The organism is Streptomyces sp. MspMP-M5 (assembly GCF_000373585.1).
GTDB lineage: Bacteria > Actinomycetota > Actinomycetes > Streptomycetales > Streptomycetaceae > Streptomyces.
On record NZ_KB891951.1, the window covers coordinates 19692 to 34873 of the forward strand.

13 protein-coding genes and 1 tRNA gene are annotated in these 15182 nt (G+C 74.0%); 10 read left to right on the forward strand and 4 right to left on the reverse strand.

Annotation, left to right across the window (positions count from 1 at the left end):
- Positions 1-195: 195 nt before the first annotated feature.
- Genes B073_RS42330 through B073_RS0135885 form a run of 5 tightly spaced genes read left to right on the forward strand, consistent with a single transcriptional unit; the run spans position 196 to position 4224 of the window.
- Positions 196-2118, forward strand: coding sequence for a sensor histidine kinase (locus B073_RS42330; protein WP_051094372.1), 1923 nt, complete (start codon positions 196-198; stop codon positions 2116-2118).
- A complete protein-coding gene (locus tag B073_RS0135870) occupies positions 2108-2557 on the forward strand; it encodes a roadblock/LC7 domain-containing protein (protein ID WP_026248068.1) in 450 nt (149 codons plus the stop codon). Before B073_RS42330 ends, B073_RS0135870 begins: the two co-directional genes overlap by 11 nt.
- On the forward strand, positions 2554-2964 hold the full coding sequence (locus B073_RS0135875; RefSeq protein ID WP_018542883.1) for a DUF742 domain-containing protein: 411 nt from the start codon (positions 2554-2556) through the stop codon (positions 2962-2964). Before B073_RS0135870 ends, B073_RS0135875 begins: the two co-directional genes overlap by 4 nt.
- Positions 2942-3565 carry a GTP-binding protein gene (locus B073_RS0135880; protein ID WP_026248043.1) on the forward strand — a complete coding sequence of 208 codons (624 nt, stop codon included), beginning with the start codon at positions 2942-2944 and terminating at the stop codon, positions 3563-3565. Before B073_RS0135875 ends, B073_RS0135880 begins: the two co-directional genes overlap by 23 nt.
- On the forward strand, positions 3562-4224 hold the full coding sequence (locus tag B073_RS0135885; protein WP_018542885.1) for a GAF domain-containing protein: 663 nt from the start codon (positions 3562-3564) through the stop codon (positions 4222-4224). Before B073_RS0135880 ends, B073_RS0135885 begins: the two co-directional genes overlap by 4 nt.
- 76 nt (positions 4225-4300) lie before the next feature.
- Here B073_RS0135885 and B073_RS0135890 read toward each other — a convergent pair whose 3' ends face one another.
- Positions 4301-5551, reverse strand: a complete 1251-nt coding sequence (locus B073_RS0135890; RefSeq protein ID WP_018542886.1) for an acyl-CoA dehydrogenase family protein — start codon at positions 5549-5551, stop codon at positions 4301-4303.
- A 271-nt stretch (positions 5552-5822) separates the two neighbouring features.
- Positions 5823-9062 (reverse strand): amidohydrolase family protein, encoded by a 3240-nt coding sequence (locus tag B073_RS0135895; RefSeq protein WP_018542887.1) that lies wholly within the window; start codon positions 9060-9062, stop codon positions 5823-5825.
- A gap of 172 nt (positions 9063-9234) precedes the next feature.
- Between B073_RS0135895 and B073_RS0135900 the strand changes: the two genes are divergently transcribed.
- Positions 9235-10149 carry an alpha/beta fold hydrolase gene (locus tag B073_RS0135900; RefSeq protein WP_018542888.1) on the forward strand — a complete coding sequence of 305 codons (915 nt, stop codon included), beginning with the start codon at positions 9235-9237 and terminating at the stop codon, positions 10147-10149.
- Positions 10150-10219: 70 nt separating this feature from the next.
- Here the strand turns inward: B073_RS0135900 and B073_RS0135905 are convergent, their stop codons facing one another.
- Both B073_RS0135905 and B073_RS0135910 read right to left on the reverse strand, forming a co-directional pair.
- Positions 10220-11122, reverse strand: a complete 903-nt coding sequence (locus tag B073_RS0135905; RefSeq protein WP_018542889.1) for a transketolase family protein — start codon at positions 11120-11122, stop codon at positions 10220-10222.
- A 60-nt stretch (positions 11123-11182) separates the two neighbouring features.
- Entirely contained in the window at positions 11183-11941 is a 759-nt protein-coding gene (locus tag B073_RS0135910) for a hypothetical protein (RefSeq protein WP_051094375.1), read from the reverse strand.
- Between the two features lie 194 nt (positions 11942-12135).
- Between B073_RS0135910 and B073_RS0135915 the strand changes: the two genes are divergently transcribed.
- From B073_RS0135915 to B073_RS0135930, 4 genes are all read left to right on the forward strand, one after another.
- Positions 12136-12209, forward strand: a tRNA-Pro gene (locus B073_RS0135915).
- Between the two features lie 392 nt (positions 12210-12601).
- A complete protein-coding gene (locus B073_RS0135920) occupies positions 12602-13108 on the forward strand; it encodes a helix-turn-helix domain-containing protein (protein WP_018542891.1) in 507 nt (168 codons plus the stop codon).
- Positions 13109-13169: 61 nt separating this feature from the next.
- The gene (locus B073_RS0135925) at positions 13170-13742 is read left to right on the forward strand and encodes a hypothetical protein (RefSeq protein ID WP_106732070.1); all 573 of its coding nucleotides are present in this window, start codon (positions 13170-13172) and stop codon (positions 13740-13742) included.
- Positions 13735-14955: an MAB_1171c family putative transporter gene (locus B073_RS0135930; protein ID WP_018542893.1), complete on the forward strand. Its 1221-nt coding sequence runs from the start codon at positions 13735-13737 to the stop codon at positions 14953-14955. The genes B073_RS0135925 and B073_RS0135930 overlap by 8 nt, the downstream gene beginning before the upstream one ends.
- Positions 14956-15182 lie beyond the last annotated feature (227 nt).

Below are 15182 nucleotides of genomic sequence, written 5' to 3' on the forward strand. Positions count from 1 at the left end.
TGCGGCGAGGCTCAACTTGGGCTCAACATCGGCTTCCTGTACGGGAGTTCGGATCTTTTCGCACCCCCGTACGGACCGTGCCTACCCAAGGAGCTGGCGCGGGGTGGCGAACCCCGGAGAGGGACCGTACCCCGCCCCCGCAACAACTAGCGTGCGTGCTCCGCGAACTGCCAACGGCCGATCCGGAGGGCGCCCATGCCTACCGCTATCCCGCAGAGGACCGAGTCGTCCCGGGAGACTTCCCGGTCCCATGGGGGACGGCAGGGCCGCGCGGCCTTTCCGGAGCTGGTCTCGGACGCGGCCATACGGTCCCGCCTGGTCCGGCTCGCCGCCNTCCCCGCCCTGCTGGTGGCCGTGGTCTGCGCGGGCGTCGCCGCGTTCGTGGTCCGCAGCGGCGGCGCCCGGATCACCGGCCGCGAATGGGCGGTGCTGGCCGGCGGCCTCGCCGTGGTCTGCGGCATCGTCCTGATCAGCGCCCTGGTCGGAAACTCCGAGGCCCGCGCCCTGGCACACCGCTACGGGCGCCTGCGCGAGGTGTGCGCCCGGGCCCGTACCGACCTCGCCGACCTCCTCGACCGGGTGCGCAATGACGAGTGGCTGCGTCCCGGCGAGGAACGTGAGCCGCTGCCGGAGCCCGGCGGCGACTCCCTCACCCGGCTCGCCCACGAGGTCGCCGCCACCGGCCGGGCCGCCGAGGCCGCGCTCATCGAGGCGGTGGGCATCGTCCGCAGCGACGCCACCGGCAACCAGCAGAAGCTGGAGGTCTTCGTCAACCTCGCCCGGCGCCTCCAGTCCCTCGTCCACCGCCAGATCCTGACCCTGGACGAGATGGAGCACCAGGTCGAGGACCCGGACCTGCTCAAGGGCCTGTTCGTCATCGACCACCTGGCCACCCGCATCCGCCGGCACGCCGAGAACCTCGCCGTGCTCGGCGGCGCCATCACCCGCCGCCAGTGGACCCGCCCGATCACCATGACCGAGGTCGTCCGGTCCTCGACCGCCGAGGTCGAGCAGTACACCCGGATCAAGCTGGTGTCGCCCTTCGAGGGCACCCTGCGCGGGCACGCGGTCGCCGACGTCGTCCACCTGCTCGCCGAACTCGTCGAGAACGCCACCGAGTTCTCCGACCCGGAGACGCCGGTCACGGTGCGGGCCCGGCACGTCACCGCGGGACTCGCCGTCGAGGTCGAGGACCGCGGCCTGGGCATGCCGGCCGAGGAGCAGGCGCAGATGAACCGGCTGCTGACCGACCCCGAGCGGATCGACCTCACCGAACTCCTCGACGACGGCCGGATCGGCCTCTACGTCGTCTCCTCGCTCGCCCAGCGGCACGGCCTCCTGGTGCGGCTCCAGAGCAGCATCTACGGCGGCGTCCAGGCGGTGGTGATCGTCCCGCCGGAGCTGCTGGGCGCCAACTCGGCAGAGACCCGGGAGGAGTTCCCGGACGGCATGGAGGACGAGGAGAGCGAACCGGCGCCCGGACGTGGCCGGCGGCCCTACGGCGACCGGTTCGACGACGTCCCCGAGCGCCGGGAGGCCACCGCCGCCCCGGCCCCGACCGCTGCCGCCGCCCCCGCCCCGGCCCGCGCGCTGCCCGCCGGCTCCGACGCCGTCCCCGCCCGCCGGCGCATCATCCGCACCCCCGCCTCGGCCACCGCCGCCAGCGTCGAGGCCGCGGCCACCGCCCCGCAGCATGCCTCCGGCGCGCCCGACGGCCCGACCCGCGGCGGCCACCCCGCCGATCCCGGCCCGGTGGTGCTGCCGCCCCCGCCGCTGCCCCTCGACGACACCGACCGCCCCCGGCTGCCGCGCCGCGTCAAGCAGGCCCACCTCGCCCCGCAGCTGCGCGACGGCCCGGTCCGGCCACCCGACCGCACCGGGCCCGCACGCCTCCACGACCCCAACCTCATGGCCGCCTACCAGCGCGGCTTCAGCCGCGGCGACCCCGACTACGCGGCCGGCCTCGCCGCCGCCGGCCACCCCGCCCCCGCTCCCGCCCCCACCCCGGGCCGGCGCGCCGGCACCGGCAGACCCGGAGACCCCGAGCCGTACCCCGCCCCCGACCACGACGCCCCGATGGCCCGCCCCCGAGGAGACGACCCCGACCATGGTGAGTGATGTGCGCGCGCAGACGTCCACGGAGTACCGCGGCAATCAGCACACCGACCTTTCCTGGCTGCTGACCGGACTCGTCCAACGGGTACCGCACACCCGCAGCGCCGTCCTGCTGTCCGCCGACGGCCTCGTCAAGGCATCCCACGGCTTTGAACCCGACGTCGCCGACCACATGGCGGCGCTCTCCTCCGGCCTGTACTCCCTTGCCCGCAGCGCCGGTTCCCGCTTCGGGGAGGGCAGCGACATCCTCCAGGTCGTCGTCGAGATGGAGCAGACCTTCCTCTTCGTCGCCGCCGCCGGGTCCGGTGCCTGCCTGGCCGTCCTCGCCGACCGCGAGGCCGACGCCGGCGTGCTCGGCTACGAGATGGGGATGCTGGTCAAGAGCGTCCGGCCGTATCTGTCGACACCCCCGCGCCAGCAGGCCCCGGCGGCCGGCCGTTGACCGTTGCCCTGCCCCGCCGGCAGCGGCCGCCGGGTCCGGACGCACCCTGGGTCGACGACGTGGCGGGCCGGCTGGTCCGCCCGTACACCGTCAGCAAGGGACGCACCCGCCCCTCGGCGCACTTCGACCTGATGACCATGGTGCGGGCGACCGGGCGGCGGCCCGCCGGCCTCCAAGGCCCCGACTACGACCGGGTCCTGGGGCTGTGCGACGGGCCCGTCCCGGTCGCCGAGATCGCCGCGCACATCCGCCTGCCCGCCGCGGTCACCAAGGTGCTCCTCGCCGACCTCGTCGACTGCGGGGCGCTCACCGCGCGGACCCCCTCGGCCGTCTCGGCCGGGTCCGCCTTCCGTACCGACCGTGCGCTGCTGGAGGCCGTGCTGCATGGACTTCGTGAACGACTCTGACCCCGGGCCCGCGGGGGACCCCGGAGCCGATTCCTTTCCGACCGCGGTGAAGATCCTGGTCGCGGGCGGGTTCGGCGTCGGCAAGACCACCTTCGTCGGCGCGGTCAGCGAGATCGAACCGCTCAGCACCGAGGAGCTCATCACCCAGATCAGTGTCGGCACCGACGACCTGGCGGGCGTGGCGGACAAGATCACCACGACCGTCGCCATGGACTTCGGCCGGATCACCCTCGGCCCGGACCACGTCCTGTACCTCTTCGGGACGCCCGGGCAGCACCGCTTCTGGTTCCTGTGGGACGAACTGTCCCACGGCGCGCTCGGCGCGGTGGTGCTCGCCGACACCCGACGGCTGGACCAGTGCTTCGCCGCGGTCGACTTCTTCGAGGGGCGGGGCATCCAGTTCGTCGTCGCGGTCAACGAGTTCGACGGCGGCCACCGCTATGCGCCCGAAGAGGTCCGGGCCGCCCTGGACCTCGACCCGGAGGTCCCGGTCGTGGTCTGCGACGCCCGCCAGTGCGCCTCCGGCACTCAGGTCCTGGTGTCCCTCGTCGCCCACCTCCTCACCACACCCGCCCGCACCGCCATCCCGGAGCTGCCATGAACGTCCCCTCCGCACGCTTCCCCTTCCCCGCCCGCCAACCGTCCTGGCGCAACTACCCCTCCTCCCAACTCCCGTATCTGAACGACGACCTGACGAGGCGTCTGCTGATCACCCCGGAGGACCACGAGGCGCCGGCGCGAGTCGCCCGGCTGCGCGAGCTGGGCATCGGCAAGAACCCGCTGCCCGCCTTCGACGCGTTCGCCCGCAAGCTCGCCAAGGCCACCGACACCCCGTACGCCATGGTCAACTTCATCGACGAGCACGAGCAGTACTTCGCCGGCCTGTACGCCCCCGACCTCGACACCTCCGTCGAGCTGGGCCCGGCACCGCCGAGCGGCCGCCCGGAACGGATCATGGCCCGCGACCACGGCTACTGCCCCTACGTCGTGGTACGGCGCAAGGCGCTGGTCCTGGAAGACGTCTGCGACTACCCGCGGTTCGCCGGGAACCCCGTCGTCGACGAACTCGGCATCCGCACCTACCTCGGCGCCCCGCTGATCGACCACACCGGCATGACCCTGGGCACCGTCTGCGTCATCGACCGCGAACCCCGGCCCTGGGGCCGCGAGGGGCTGCACACCATCAAGGCGTTCGCCGCCGAACTCGTCGAGCAGATCCACGAGATGGAGCAGCGGCAGCGGGAAGCCGACGCCTCCTGACCGGGCCCGCCCGCGGCCCCGGAAGCCCGTACGGCCGGCCGGGGCCGCAGCACGGCGGCGCGCGGCGGCTCGGCGCTCAGGACACCCGGACCAGCGCCTCCCGGCTGCCCGGCACCCCGTCCTCGTCCCGCCACTCCGCCGGCGCCGCCCGCAGCAGCTCCGCGAGCCGGTCCGACCACTCGCCCTTGTCCTGGCCCAGCGCCAACTCGCCCAGCCGCAGCAGCTGCACGTCGGAGGTGCCGGCCGGCGCGAAGATGTGGTGCGCGTCGCGCAGGAAGCGTTCCACCGGCCGGTCGGTGAACAGGCCGCAGGCGGCGTGGATGTCCATCGCGTCCCGCGCGGACTCCAGCGCAGACTCCACGTTCACCAGCTTGGCGTTCATCAGCTCCGCGTCGCACGGCAGCCCCTCGTCCAGCAGGTGCACCGCGTGGTACGCGGACAGCCGGGCGAGCAGCAGCCGGGACTGGATCCGGCCCAACTTCAGCTTGACGGTCGGCAGTTCCGCGAGCGGCTCGCCGTAGCGGCGGCGCTCGGTGCAGAACGCCGTGGTCTCGTCCAGGACGGCCTGGTGGATGCCGAGCGAGACCGCGGTCAGATTCGGCCGCCCGTACAGCACGCTGGAGGAGTACGCCACCGACAGGCCGTCGCCCTCCCGGCCCAGCAGCTGCGTCGCCGGCACCCGGCAGTCGTCGAAGAACAGCTCGCCGAAGCTGAAGCCGTGCAGGCCCATCGCGGGCTGCTGCGGGCCGACCCGGAAACCGGGGGTACCGGACTCGACGAGGAACGCCGACAGCCCCTTCGAGCCCTCGCCGGTGCGCACCACCACCCCGTGCAGATCGCCGATGTGGCTGTTGCCGACATAGATCTTGCGGCCGTTGAGGACATAGGCGTCGCCGTCGCGGACCGCGGTGGAGGCCATGCCCAGCACATGGCCGCCGGACTGCGGCTCGGTGACCGCGATCGTCGGCAGGCAGTCACCGGACGCGATCGCCGGCAGCCAGGTCTTCTTCTGCTCCTCGCTGCCGAAGTGGACGATCTTCGCCACGCCCAGCTGGGACGCCTGCACCATGGCGCCCATCGCGGCACTCACCCGCGACAGCTCCTCGATGATCAGGGTCTTGGCGACATGCCCGGCACCCATCCCGCCGTACGCGCGGTCCACCGTCGCACCGATCCAGCCCTGACGGGCGATCAGCCGGGAGAGGTCCGGGCAGACGGCGCGGTTCGCCTCCAGCTCGGCGATCCGGGGCCGGACCTCGCGCTCGGCGAAATCCCGTACCCGGAGCCGGAGTGCCTCATGGCGCCGGTGGGTGAAGTAGCGATGCAAGACGAGCCCTCCTCCGCGGACGTCCGCGTGCCGGCCGCTCGCCGCCTCGGGGCGGCAATGGGCGGTGCCGCGATCGTACCGGAAAGTGACCCCTCGCTCACCGCGTGCAATATTCCTCGCAACACCGGCTACGGATCAGGCAAAACACCAACCCCGCGCATTCCTACCGGCACTTGGGGCGTGCGGAGGTGTCACACCGGCCCGGCCGCGGGCGGTGGGGTGGCGCGCTCCCACGAGCACCGGAACGCGCCACCCCGCACCACCCCGGCCGTCAGTGCCCGAGATCGCAGCAGGACTCGCGGCGCTGCTGCCGGCCCACCGCCAGCCAGTCGGTGCCCCGCGCCGCGCGCAGCGCCGGCCCGCCGGGCGCCGGGAACGCCTCCACCAGCGCCCGCTGCTCGTACAGCCGGCCGCCCTTGACCACCGCCGAGGTCCGCACCAGCGCCGCGATGTCCCCGAACGGATCGCCGTCCACCAGCGTCATGTCGGCGAGCTTGCCGACCTCCAGCGTCCCCAGATCACGCTCCGCACCGAACACCCGGGCCGGCAGCACGGTGGCCGTCCGCAGCGCCTGGGCGACGCTCAACCCGCCCCGGTGCAGCGCCCGCAGCGCCAGATGGAGCGACAGCCCCACCGGCACCAGCGGCTGGTCCGTGCCCAGCGCCACCAGCCCGCCGCCGTCCAGGATCCGGCGGTAGACCGCCACCTCGGTCCCGATGTCGGCCAGCTCCGCCGGCGTCGGCCGGTGCGCGGCGTTCTCCCGGACCACCGCGCTGTCCCACGGCGGCATCAGCCGCGTCACCCGCACGTCCTCGGCCAGCGCCGGATCCGCGCCGATCAGCGGCGACGCCGAGAACGGCGTGGCGAGCATGTGCATCCCGCCGGCCGTGTAGACCTCCGCCACATCCTCGTACGCATGGCCGGTGGCGGTCACCGCATGCCCGAACTCCAGCCGCTGGGTGGCCTGGAGATGGGTCGTCAGGTCCTGGCCCAGCTGCACGCCGGGGGTGAGCAGATGGCTGCCCGAGCGGACGCCCAGCCGCTCGTGTGCGAAGCGGGCCGCCTCGGCCATCACCCAACCCGGCGCCCGCACATAGGTCTTGACGAAATCCCAGTCCAGCGCCGCACCCCGGTCCAGCGACCGCCGCAGCCCCGCCTCGGTGCGGTGCGCCCGGCCCATGCTGTAGGCCACCCGCCCGCCGTCCAGCAGCTCACCGCAGGTCAGCAGCCGTGGCCCGGCCAGCACCCCGGCGGCCAGCGCCTCCCGCAGCCGCGCCTGCTCGTAGGAGAAGCCGCCGCAGGAGACGGTGGTGGTGATGCCGTACGCCAGCTGCAGCGCGGTCTGCCGGCCGCCGTACGTCGTCTGCCAGGGGTGGGTGTGTGCGTCCCAGAGTCCGGGCAGCACCGTACGGTCCGCGGCGTCCACCCGCCGGGCGGTGCCGGCCCGGGACGCCCGGTGCGGCTCCACCGCCGTGATCCGGCCGTTCCGCACCACCACGTCGACGTCCTCGCGGACCGTGTCGCCGGTGCCGTCCCAGAACCGGCCCGCGTGCACCACGGTGTCCCGGGCCCGGGCCGGCCGCCGCTCCAGCGCGACCGGAACGGTCCGCGCCGCACCCCCGGCCACCGCCACCAGCCGCAGCCGTCCCGCCGAGAGGTACAGCAGCGTCGTCGAGTCCCCGGACCACGACGGATGGTCCGCGGCCTCCGGGGTCAGCTGCCGCGGCGCACCGTCCGGTGTCCCGTCCGGCCGCACCGGCAGCACCCACAGCGCCGACTCGGCGATCACCGCCAGCCACTTCCCGTCCGGCGACCACACCGGCCCGGAGTCGTAGCGGTCGGCGATCGAGACATGCTCGGCGACCTGGTACAGCCGGTCCTTGCCGGTCTCCGCGTCGACGATCCGGATGACGTTGTAGCCCTCGCGGAACCGGTGGTTGAGCCGGTTGCGGTCGCACAGCGCCAGATGGCGGCCGTCCGGCGACCAACTGGGCCGGCCCGGCAGCCCGCCCGCGCCCATCGGCGCCACCAGCGACCTCTCCGAGCCGTCCGCCAGGGTCCGCACCACGAGATTGCCGAACATGTCCAGCGCCGCCAGCCGCCCGCCGTCCGGCGACAACGCCGGCTGCACTCGCCCGCCGGACGCCAGCACCGTCTCCGCACCGGAGTCCAGCGCCCGGCGGCGCACCGCGAACAGCCCGTCCCGGTCGTCCGCGTACACCAGCGCCCGGCCGTCCCGGGACCAGCTCGGCGCGCACACATAGCGGGTGGCCGCCGCCCCGGTGATCCGGCGCGGCGCGCCACCGCCCGAAGTGGGCGCCACCCACAGGGAGTTCAGGGCGGCGAAGGCCACCTTGCGGCCGTCCGGGGAGAGCGCCGGCAGATGGATCCCGCGGACCGGACCGCCCGCCGCGGACTCGAAGCCGTAGTCCTTGACGCGGTACCGCGGCCGGTCCACCGGCAGCTGCGCGCTGAACGGGATCGTCTCGGCCCGCTCCGGCGCGTCGGGCCGGACGATCCGGAACTGCCCGCCGACCGTCACCAGCAGCGCCTCCCGCGACACCCAGCGCGGCGGCACCGGCTCCACATCGCCGTTCACCGCCACCGCCGCGCCGTCCACCACCAGCGTGCAGGTCGGCCCCGGACGGTCGGTGGTCCGCAGATACGCCAGCCGCCCGGCGGGGGACAGGGCGGGCACCATGACCTGCGCCGCGGCCGTCTCGGTGTGCTCGGTGCGCACCGCGCCCCGCCCGTCCGCGGGCACCGACGCCACGGTCCGCGAGACCAGCGCCGTGCTGTCCAGCCGGCCCCGGACGAAGACGATCCGCGCGCCGTCCGGCGACCAGCACGGGTCGAAGTCCTCCCAGGCGCCGTCCTGATGGGGGCCGTCCTGGCCCGGCAGCCCGGTCACCCGGGTCAGCCGGCCGGACGCCACCTCCAGCACCCATAACCGGTACGGGCTCCCGTTCACCGGGTCGCCGCCGCGCTCGGAGGCGAACGCGATCCGGGTGCCGTCGGGCGACCAGGCCGGGCCGCGGTCGTCCCACGGGCCGTCGGTCAGCTGCGTCAGCCCCGAACCGTCCGGGGCCAGCGCCCACAGGTGGAAGTTCCCGCCCCGGTAGGCGCAGACCGCGAGCCGGCGGCCGTCGGGGGCGAACACCGGGCGGGTGGGCTCCAGATCGGGCGGGGTCAGCGCCCGCGCCCGGCCGCCGGCGCGGGGCAGCGACCACAGGACGTTCTGCACCTCGGCGACCAGCCGGTCACCGGAGGGGGCGAGGGTGGCGGCGCCGTTGGTGGCGGCCGTGAAGGACAGGCCCGTGGCGCCGCCCGCGGCCGGGGCGCCGGCCGGTGCGGCGGGCCGGGCCTCGGCCGCGGGCGCCGCGAGGCCCACCAGCCCGGCCGCGGCGGCGGCCGAGGCGGTGCCCTGGAGGAATCTGCGGCGGGAGAGCGGCGCGTGCGGGACCGGGGCGTGCGGGACTGGGGCGTGCTCGGAACGGTCTGCGGTGTCCAACGATCCTCCTGTGAAAGGGGGTTGCGGCACAGTGCCGGCACGGAACCGCCTGATCGTTTCACGCCGGACGGGCCGCGGGCCATGTCCTTACGCGCGCCCCGTGGCAAACCGTGGCCCCGCGGGCCAGAGTGGGCCCGACCGACGACCCGCCCGCCCGCCCCAGGAGAGCACCATGCAGCAGGACGTCCACGAGGCCCACGACGGCGCCCGCATCGCCGCCTACACCTGGCTCCCGGAGACCGGCACCCCGCGCGCCCTGGTCCAGATCGCCCACGGTGCCGCCGAACACGCCCGCCGCTACGACCGCTTCGCCCGCTTCCTGACCGGCCACGGCTACGCCGTCGTCGCCTCCGACCACCGCGGCCACGGCGCCACCGCCGCCTCCACCGGCGGCCGCGGGGTGACCGGCGAGGACGCCTGGCGGGCCGTCGTCGGTGACCTCAAGGCCCTCGGCGACCGCGCGGCCGCCGCCCACCCGGGCCTGCCTCTCGTCCTCCTCGGCCACAGCATGGGCGCGATGCTGGCCCGCGACTACGCCCAGGAGTACGGCGCCGACCTCGCCGGCCTGATCCTCACCGGCACCTTCCGCACCCTGCCGGGCCTCGACATCGACGCCGCCACGGCCGAACTGGAGGCGGAGATCGCCGCGCACGGCCGGGCCCACCTCTCCCCGTTCCTCCCGCGCACCTTCGGCTCCTTCAACGACGCCTTCACGCACCGCACCGGCTACGAGTGGCTCTCCCGGGACACCGCCGAGGTCGACCGCTACGCCGCCGACGAGGACTGCGGATTCCCGTTCTGCGCCGGCCTGGTCCTCGACTGGGTACGCGCCATCCGCAAGATCAACGACCCCGCCCACCTCGCCCGCGTCCCCCGCGGCCTGCCGATCCATGTCGCGGTCGGCGACCAGGACCCCTGCCACCAGCGGATGACCCTGGTCCATGAACTCCTGGAGGACTTCCGCTACCTCGGCATCCGCGACCTGACCTGGCGCGCCTACCCGGACGCCCGCCACGAGATCCTCAACGAGACCAACCGCGACGAGATCCAGGACGACCTGCTGGCCTGGCTCGACAAGCACATCTGATCCCCCGTCACTGACCCGTCCTGCACCACCCGTTAGCGGCACCCACCCACCCTCCCGCCATCGAGGCGACCTACGCGCCCAGGAACCCGGCGATGCGCTCCCGCAGGCCCCGCGGGTCGAGCCCATGGGCCGCCAGATGTTCGTCGAGCTGCCCGTAGCGGCGCAGCTCCCGGCGGCCGACCCCGAGCCCCAGCACCCGGTGCGGCCGGTCCGCCAGCGCGTCGCCGGCCTCCTGGGCCGAGGTCCCGGCCAGGTACGGCTCGACCAGCACCACGTCCGAGGAGCCGGCGGCGCCGGCGGCGGCCCGCAGCGCCCGGCCGTCGAAGGGCCGCACGGTGGTCGCGTAGAGCACCGTCACCGCCAGCCCCTCGGTGGCGGCCAGCACGTTGTCCAGCATCGGCCCGACCGCGACCACCACGCCGCGGCGGCCCTCCCGCACGGTGTGGAACCCCGCCCCGTCCACCGGCCGCGGCGCCTCGTTGACCTGCACGGACAGCCGCACGTACACCTTGTCGTCGCCGGCCGCCGCGGCCTTCCGCAGCAGCGTCTCGGCCTCGTCCGGGTGACCGGGCACATGCACGGTCCAGCCGTCGAGGGTGTCCAGGAGGGCCACATCGCCCGGCGCCATATGGGTGAAGCCGCCGCTCGGCCAGTCATAGGAGGCGCCGGCGCTCACCAGCACCCCGCCGGTGCCCTGGTGGCCGAAGTCCAGCTTGAGCTGCTCGAAGGGGCGCTCCACCAGGAAGCTGGCGAAGGTGTGCAGCACCGGCCGCAGCCCGGCCAGCGCCAGCCCGCCGCCGACCCCGACCAGCAGCTGCTCGCGGATGCCGACGTTCACCACCCGCTCGGGGTGCCGCCGGGCCGCTTCCGCGAAGCCGTCGACGCCGATGTCGGCGAGCACCACGGCCAGCCGCGGGTCCTCGTCCAGCAACCGGGAGCCGACCGCCGCGAAGCGCTCACGCATGGTGTCCATCGGTGAAGTCCTTTCAGGAGAAGGGGGGTTCGTCGGGAGATGTCGGGCGATGCGGCGCGGTCAGCCGGCGTTCTCGGGGCTCGCGGACCGCTTGGCGGTCTTGGGCTCGACGCGGGCGACCACCGCGTGCGGCCGGCCCGGGTGCGGGGCGCGGAACGCCTCGTACAGCGCCTGGTGATCACGGCCGTCCACGGTGGCCGCGGACCAGCCCGCGGCCTCGAAACGGGACGCGATCCCGCCGCGCCAGCCGTGGGTGGCCGAGGAGTTGTCGACGACGAGGGTGTGCAGCCGGCCCAGCCCGGCCGCGCCGGCGAAGGCGAGCGCCTCGTGGTTGCTGCCCTCGTCCAGTTCGGCGTCGCCGATCAGCACCCACACCGCCGGTCCGGTGCGCCCCTGGGCGCGCAGCCCCAGTGCGGTGCCGACGGCCAGCGGCAGTCCGTGCCCGAGCGACCCGCTGCCGATCTCGACACCGGGCACCAGCATCCGGTCGGGATGGTGGCCGAGCGGCGACGCGTACGAGCCGAAGCCGGGCAGCCAGTCGGTGGGGAAGAAGCCCTTGGCGGCCAGCACTGCGTAGTACGCCATCGGGCCGTGGCCCTTGGAGAGCAGGAAGCGGTCCCGGTCGGGGTCGGCGGCGGTGGCGGGGGAGACCCGCAGCACCCGGTCGTAGAGCACCCAGAGGGCGTCGAGGGTGGAGGTGGCCGCCGGGCCGTGCTTCTCGTCGCCGGTCATCAGCCCCATCAGCCGGGGCAGTTCGCCGAATCCGCGGGAGCCGTGCAGAGGAGTGGCCACGGGTGTGGCCGTCGCTGTCGTCGTCATGGGACAGAGCCTGCAACCTCAACCAAGATTGAGGTCAAGGCGCGGGCTGCGGGGCCGGCGACCCGCGGCGGCCGCACCCGTCCGTCACCTGGCCCGTTGTCGGCGCCGGCCTGGAAAAGGCAGCACGCATCCTCTGACATGGGGTATTGTTCTCGTGCACGACCGCCCGGGGAGTTCCCCGGGAAATCGGGCACCGGGACGTGGCGCAGCTTGGTAGCGCACTTGACTGGGGGTCAAGGGGTCGCAGGTTCAAATCCTGTCGTCCCGACTTACGGAAACGTGAGTCGGAGGCCGTGTCGGAAATATCCGACACGGCCTCTTCGCGTTGCCCGTCGCCGGAGAGCCGTGAAAGTTGGCCGGAAACCGGCGTCGTGACGCACCGGAGCGGAACCGCGCTCCCCGGTGGCCCCGCCCTCACCCCCGAAGCCGCACGGCAGTTGGCCGTCCGGAGTGCCCGCGGGGACCCGCTGTCCCAGCTCACCCCGGTTGAGGGCCTCGTCGATCGACACCCTGTTGTTGCCTCCTCACTCAACTCGCGGTTAAGTTCGGTGCTCCTCACTGTCCGTATGTGGACTGGTGCGGGGTGTTCGTGCCGTGACAGGATGGGGGTGTGGTCGCGATGGCCTTAACTGCTCGTTGGGGCAACTCGGGGAACGGGGGATGACAGTGGGGGGCGACAGCCGGGCCAAGGGGGAGGGCAGCGTGCTCGCGGAACGGCTCAACCACCTCTTCGCGCACATGCACCCGCCGGGCGCGCCGTACACCAACGCCCATGTGGCCGAGGAGATCAGCCAGGGGACGGCGGAGTACGGCGGGGTCAAGGTGACCGAGCAGTACCTGTCGATGCTGCGCAACGGACGGCGCACGAACCCCGGCCCCGAACTCCTGCGCGCGCTGGCGAAGTTCTTCGCGGTCCCCGTCGGGTATCTGCTGGGGGACCTCTCGCAGCCGCAGGCCGCGCGGGTGGAGGAGGAGGTCAAGTTCCTCGCCGCCATGCGGGACCAGCGGGTGCGCGCCATCGCACTGCGCTCGGTCGGGCTGCCCCCGGAAGTCCAGGACAGCCTGACGACGATCATCTCCCAGTTCCGCCGGCAGATGAACCTGCCGGACGGCCCGCCGGAGCAGGGTGGTGATCGGCGTGGCGCACGGCCCGATACGGACCGCTGAGCGCGACCGGATCTTCACTACCTGGCGGCGGGCCGGACACGAGGACGGGACGAGCATGCGAGTGGGGCAGATGCGCAGGCGGTGCAAGCAGCTCATCAAGGAGCTGCGGCTGCCCGCCTCGACCGATCTGCGGGGGATCTGCGACATCGTCGCGGCCCGGGTGGGACGGCCCGTCCACCTGGTGCCGATGAGCCTGGGCGGCGTGGTCTCCGGCATGACCGCCACCACCGAGGACGGCTACTGGGTCTTCTACGAACTCAGAACCTCCCCCTGGCACCAGGCCCACATCGTGCTGCACGAACTCGGCCACCTCCTCCTCGGCCACGACCAGGACCCCGCCGTCACCGAGGACGCGCTGCGCATGTGGACCCCGTCCGTCGACGTCGCCACCGCCATGCGGCGGATGGGTCTGACCATGGGCTTCGCCCGGCACCACGGCTACGACAACCTCGCCGAGCGGGAGACCGAGGTGCTCGGCACGCTCCTGATGGAGCACGTGGTGCCCTCCGCGGCGGAGCGGGAACTCCCGCTGGAGGGGGCCGCCGCCGAGGTCGCGGCGGCCCTGGGCCCCGCCCTCCAGCACATCCGGCGCCAGCAGGGCGCCGGCGCAGCGAAGGGGGAAGCCGGTGTTTGACGTCGTCTACCTCTGCTTCGGGGCCGCCGCCTGGGCACTCGTCGCCTACAAGGCCGTCGCCTGGTTCCGGGACCGCTCCAACACCGACCTGGGCCTCGCCTGCGTGATGGCCGGCGGCGTGGCCACCGTCTTCCTCTTCTCCGCGCCCAGCCTCTACCGCGGATTCGACCGGCTGGCCGGCGTGGCCAACCTCGCCATGGTCTTCCTCTACTCCTCGGTCGTGGTGTTCGCCGCCGGGGCGCTGGTACTCCTGCTCCGCTGGACGGCCGGCGAGGGCGACGCGGCCCGGACCCGGGCCCGCACCAGGGCCCGCGTGACGGTCGGCGCGGTGGCGCTCCTGTGGGCGGTGGCCGTCACCGGCTTCGCCGTCGGCCGCCCGGACGCCGTGGAACACCCCCGCGACTTCTCCACCGCCTACACCGACGCCCCGGGCGTGATGGTCTTCCTGGTGCTGTATCTGGCCATCTTCGGGGCGAGCCTGGCGGGCCTGGGCACGCTCTGCCCGCGCTACGCCGCCCGGCTCGGCGGCACCTGGCTGGCCCGCGGCCTGCGGGTGCTGGCCGCCGGCTGCTGGCTCGGCCTGGTCTACTGCGCCTGCAAGGTCGTCGGGTTCGCCCTGTCGTGGGCCGGGCACCCGGCGCTCTGGCTCTCCAACGGCGTCGCGCCGCTCAGCGCCTCGGTCGCCGCGATCCTCGTCCTCACCGGCTTCAGCCTGCCCGCGGCCGGCCCCCGCGTCGCCGCCTGGCGCCGGCTGCGCCGCCTGACGCCGCTGTGGCGGACCGTCACCGCGCAGACCCCCGAGGTCACCATGGACGGCTCCCGGTGGTCCGGCCACTGGCCCTTCGCCGATCTGGAATGGCGCGCCAACCGTCAGATGGCCGAGATCCGCGACGTCCAGCGCGGCATCCGCCACCACGTCGAGTCCGACGCCATCGACATCGTCCGGGAACGCGCCCGCGCGGTCTCCCTGGACGACCGGCAACTGGCCGCGGTCGCCGAGGCGGCCGCCCTCCGCCGCGGCCTGGAGAACCGCGCGGTCGGCCACGTCCCGGCGCACGGCGCCGACAGCGTGGTGGTCGCCGACGGCCGGGATGCCGCCGAACTCTCCGCCGAATACGAGCACTTGGCCCTGGTCGCGGACGTCTACCGCTCCCCGTTGATCGAGACCGTGCTCACCGAGTTGCGGCAGCGCAGCGCCACCTTGCGCCGCTGACCGCGACCCCGAAGACGGGGTGGCCCGGTACGGGGGTCCGGGCCTCCCGCTCCGCGCACGGCGGCACCGGCCGACATGGCCGGTGCCGCCCGGCGCCCCCACCCGTTGATCTAGATGAGTGAGTCCGAAGTCCCGTCGTCCGCCCGAAGGGGCGGGCCTCGCGGTGTCTGGTGGTGGGGGTACCTCCCATGCCCGTTCAGGGCATGGGGGAGCATCGCAAGGCGCCG

What these genes read in the sequence shown, in the direction of transcription:
- B073_RS0135870 (WP_026248068.1), top strand. Translation starts at nt 2,108, where the DNA reads ATGGTGAGTGATGTGCGCGCGCAGACGTCCACGGAGTACCGCGGCAAT.
- B073_RS0135900 (WP_018542888.1), top strand. Translation starts at nt 9,235, where the DNA reads ATGCAGCAGGACGTCCACGAGGCCCACGACGGCGCCCGCATCGCCGCC.
- B073_RS0135910 (WP_051094375.1), bottom strand. Translation starts at nt 11,941, where the DNA reads ATGACGACGACAGCGACGGCCACACCCGTGGCCACTCCTCTGCACGGC.
- B073_RS0135920 (WP_018542891.1), top strand. Translation starts at nt 12,602, where the DNA reads ATGACAGTGGGGGGCGACAGCCGGGCCAAGGGGGAGGGCAGCGTGCTC.
- B073_RS0135905 (WP_018542889.1), bottom strand. Translation starts at nt 11,122, where the DNA reads ATGGACACCATGCGTGAGCGCTTCGCGGCGGTCGGCTCCCGGTTGCTG.
- B073_RS0135885 (WP_018542885.1), top strand. Translation starts at nt 3,562, where the DNA reads ATGAACGTCCCCTCCGCACGCTTCCCCTTCCCCGCCCGCCAACCGTCC.
- B073_RS0135880 (WP_026248043.1), top strand. Translation starts at nt 2,942, where the DNA reads ATGGACTTCGTGAACGACTCTGACCCCGGGCCCGCGGGGGACCCCGGA.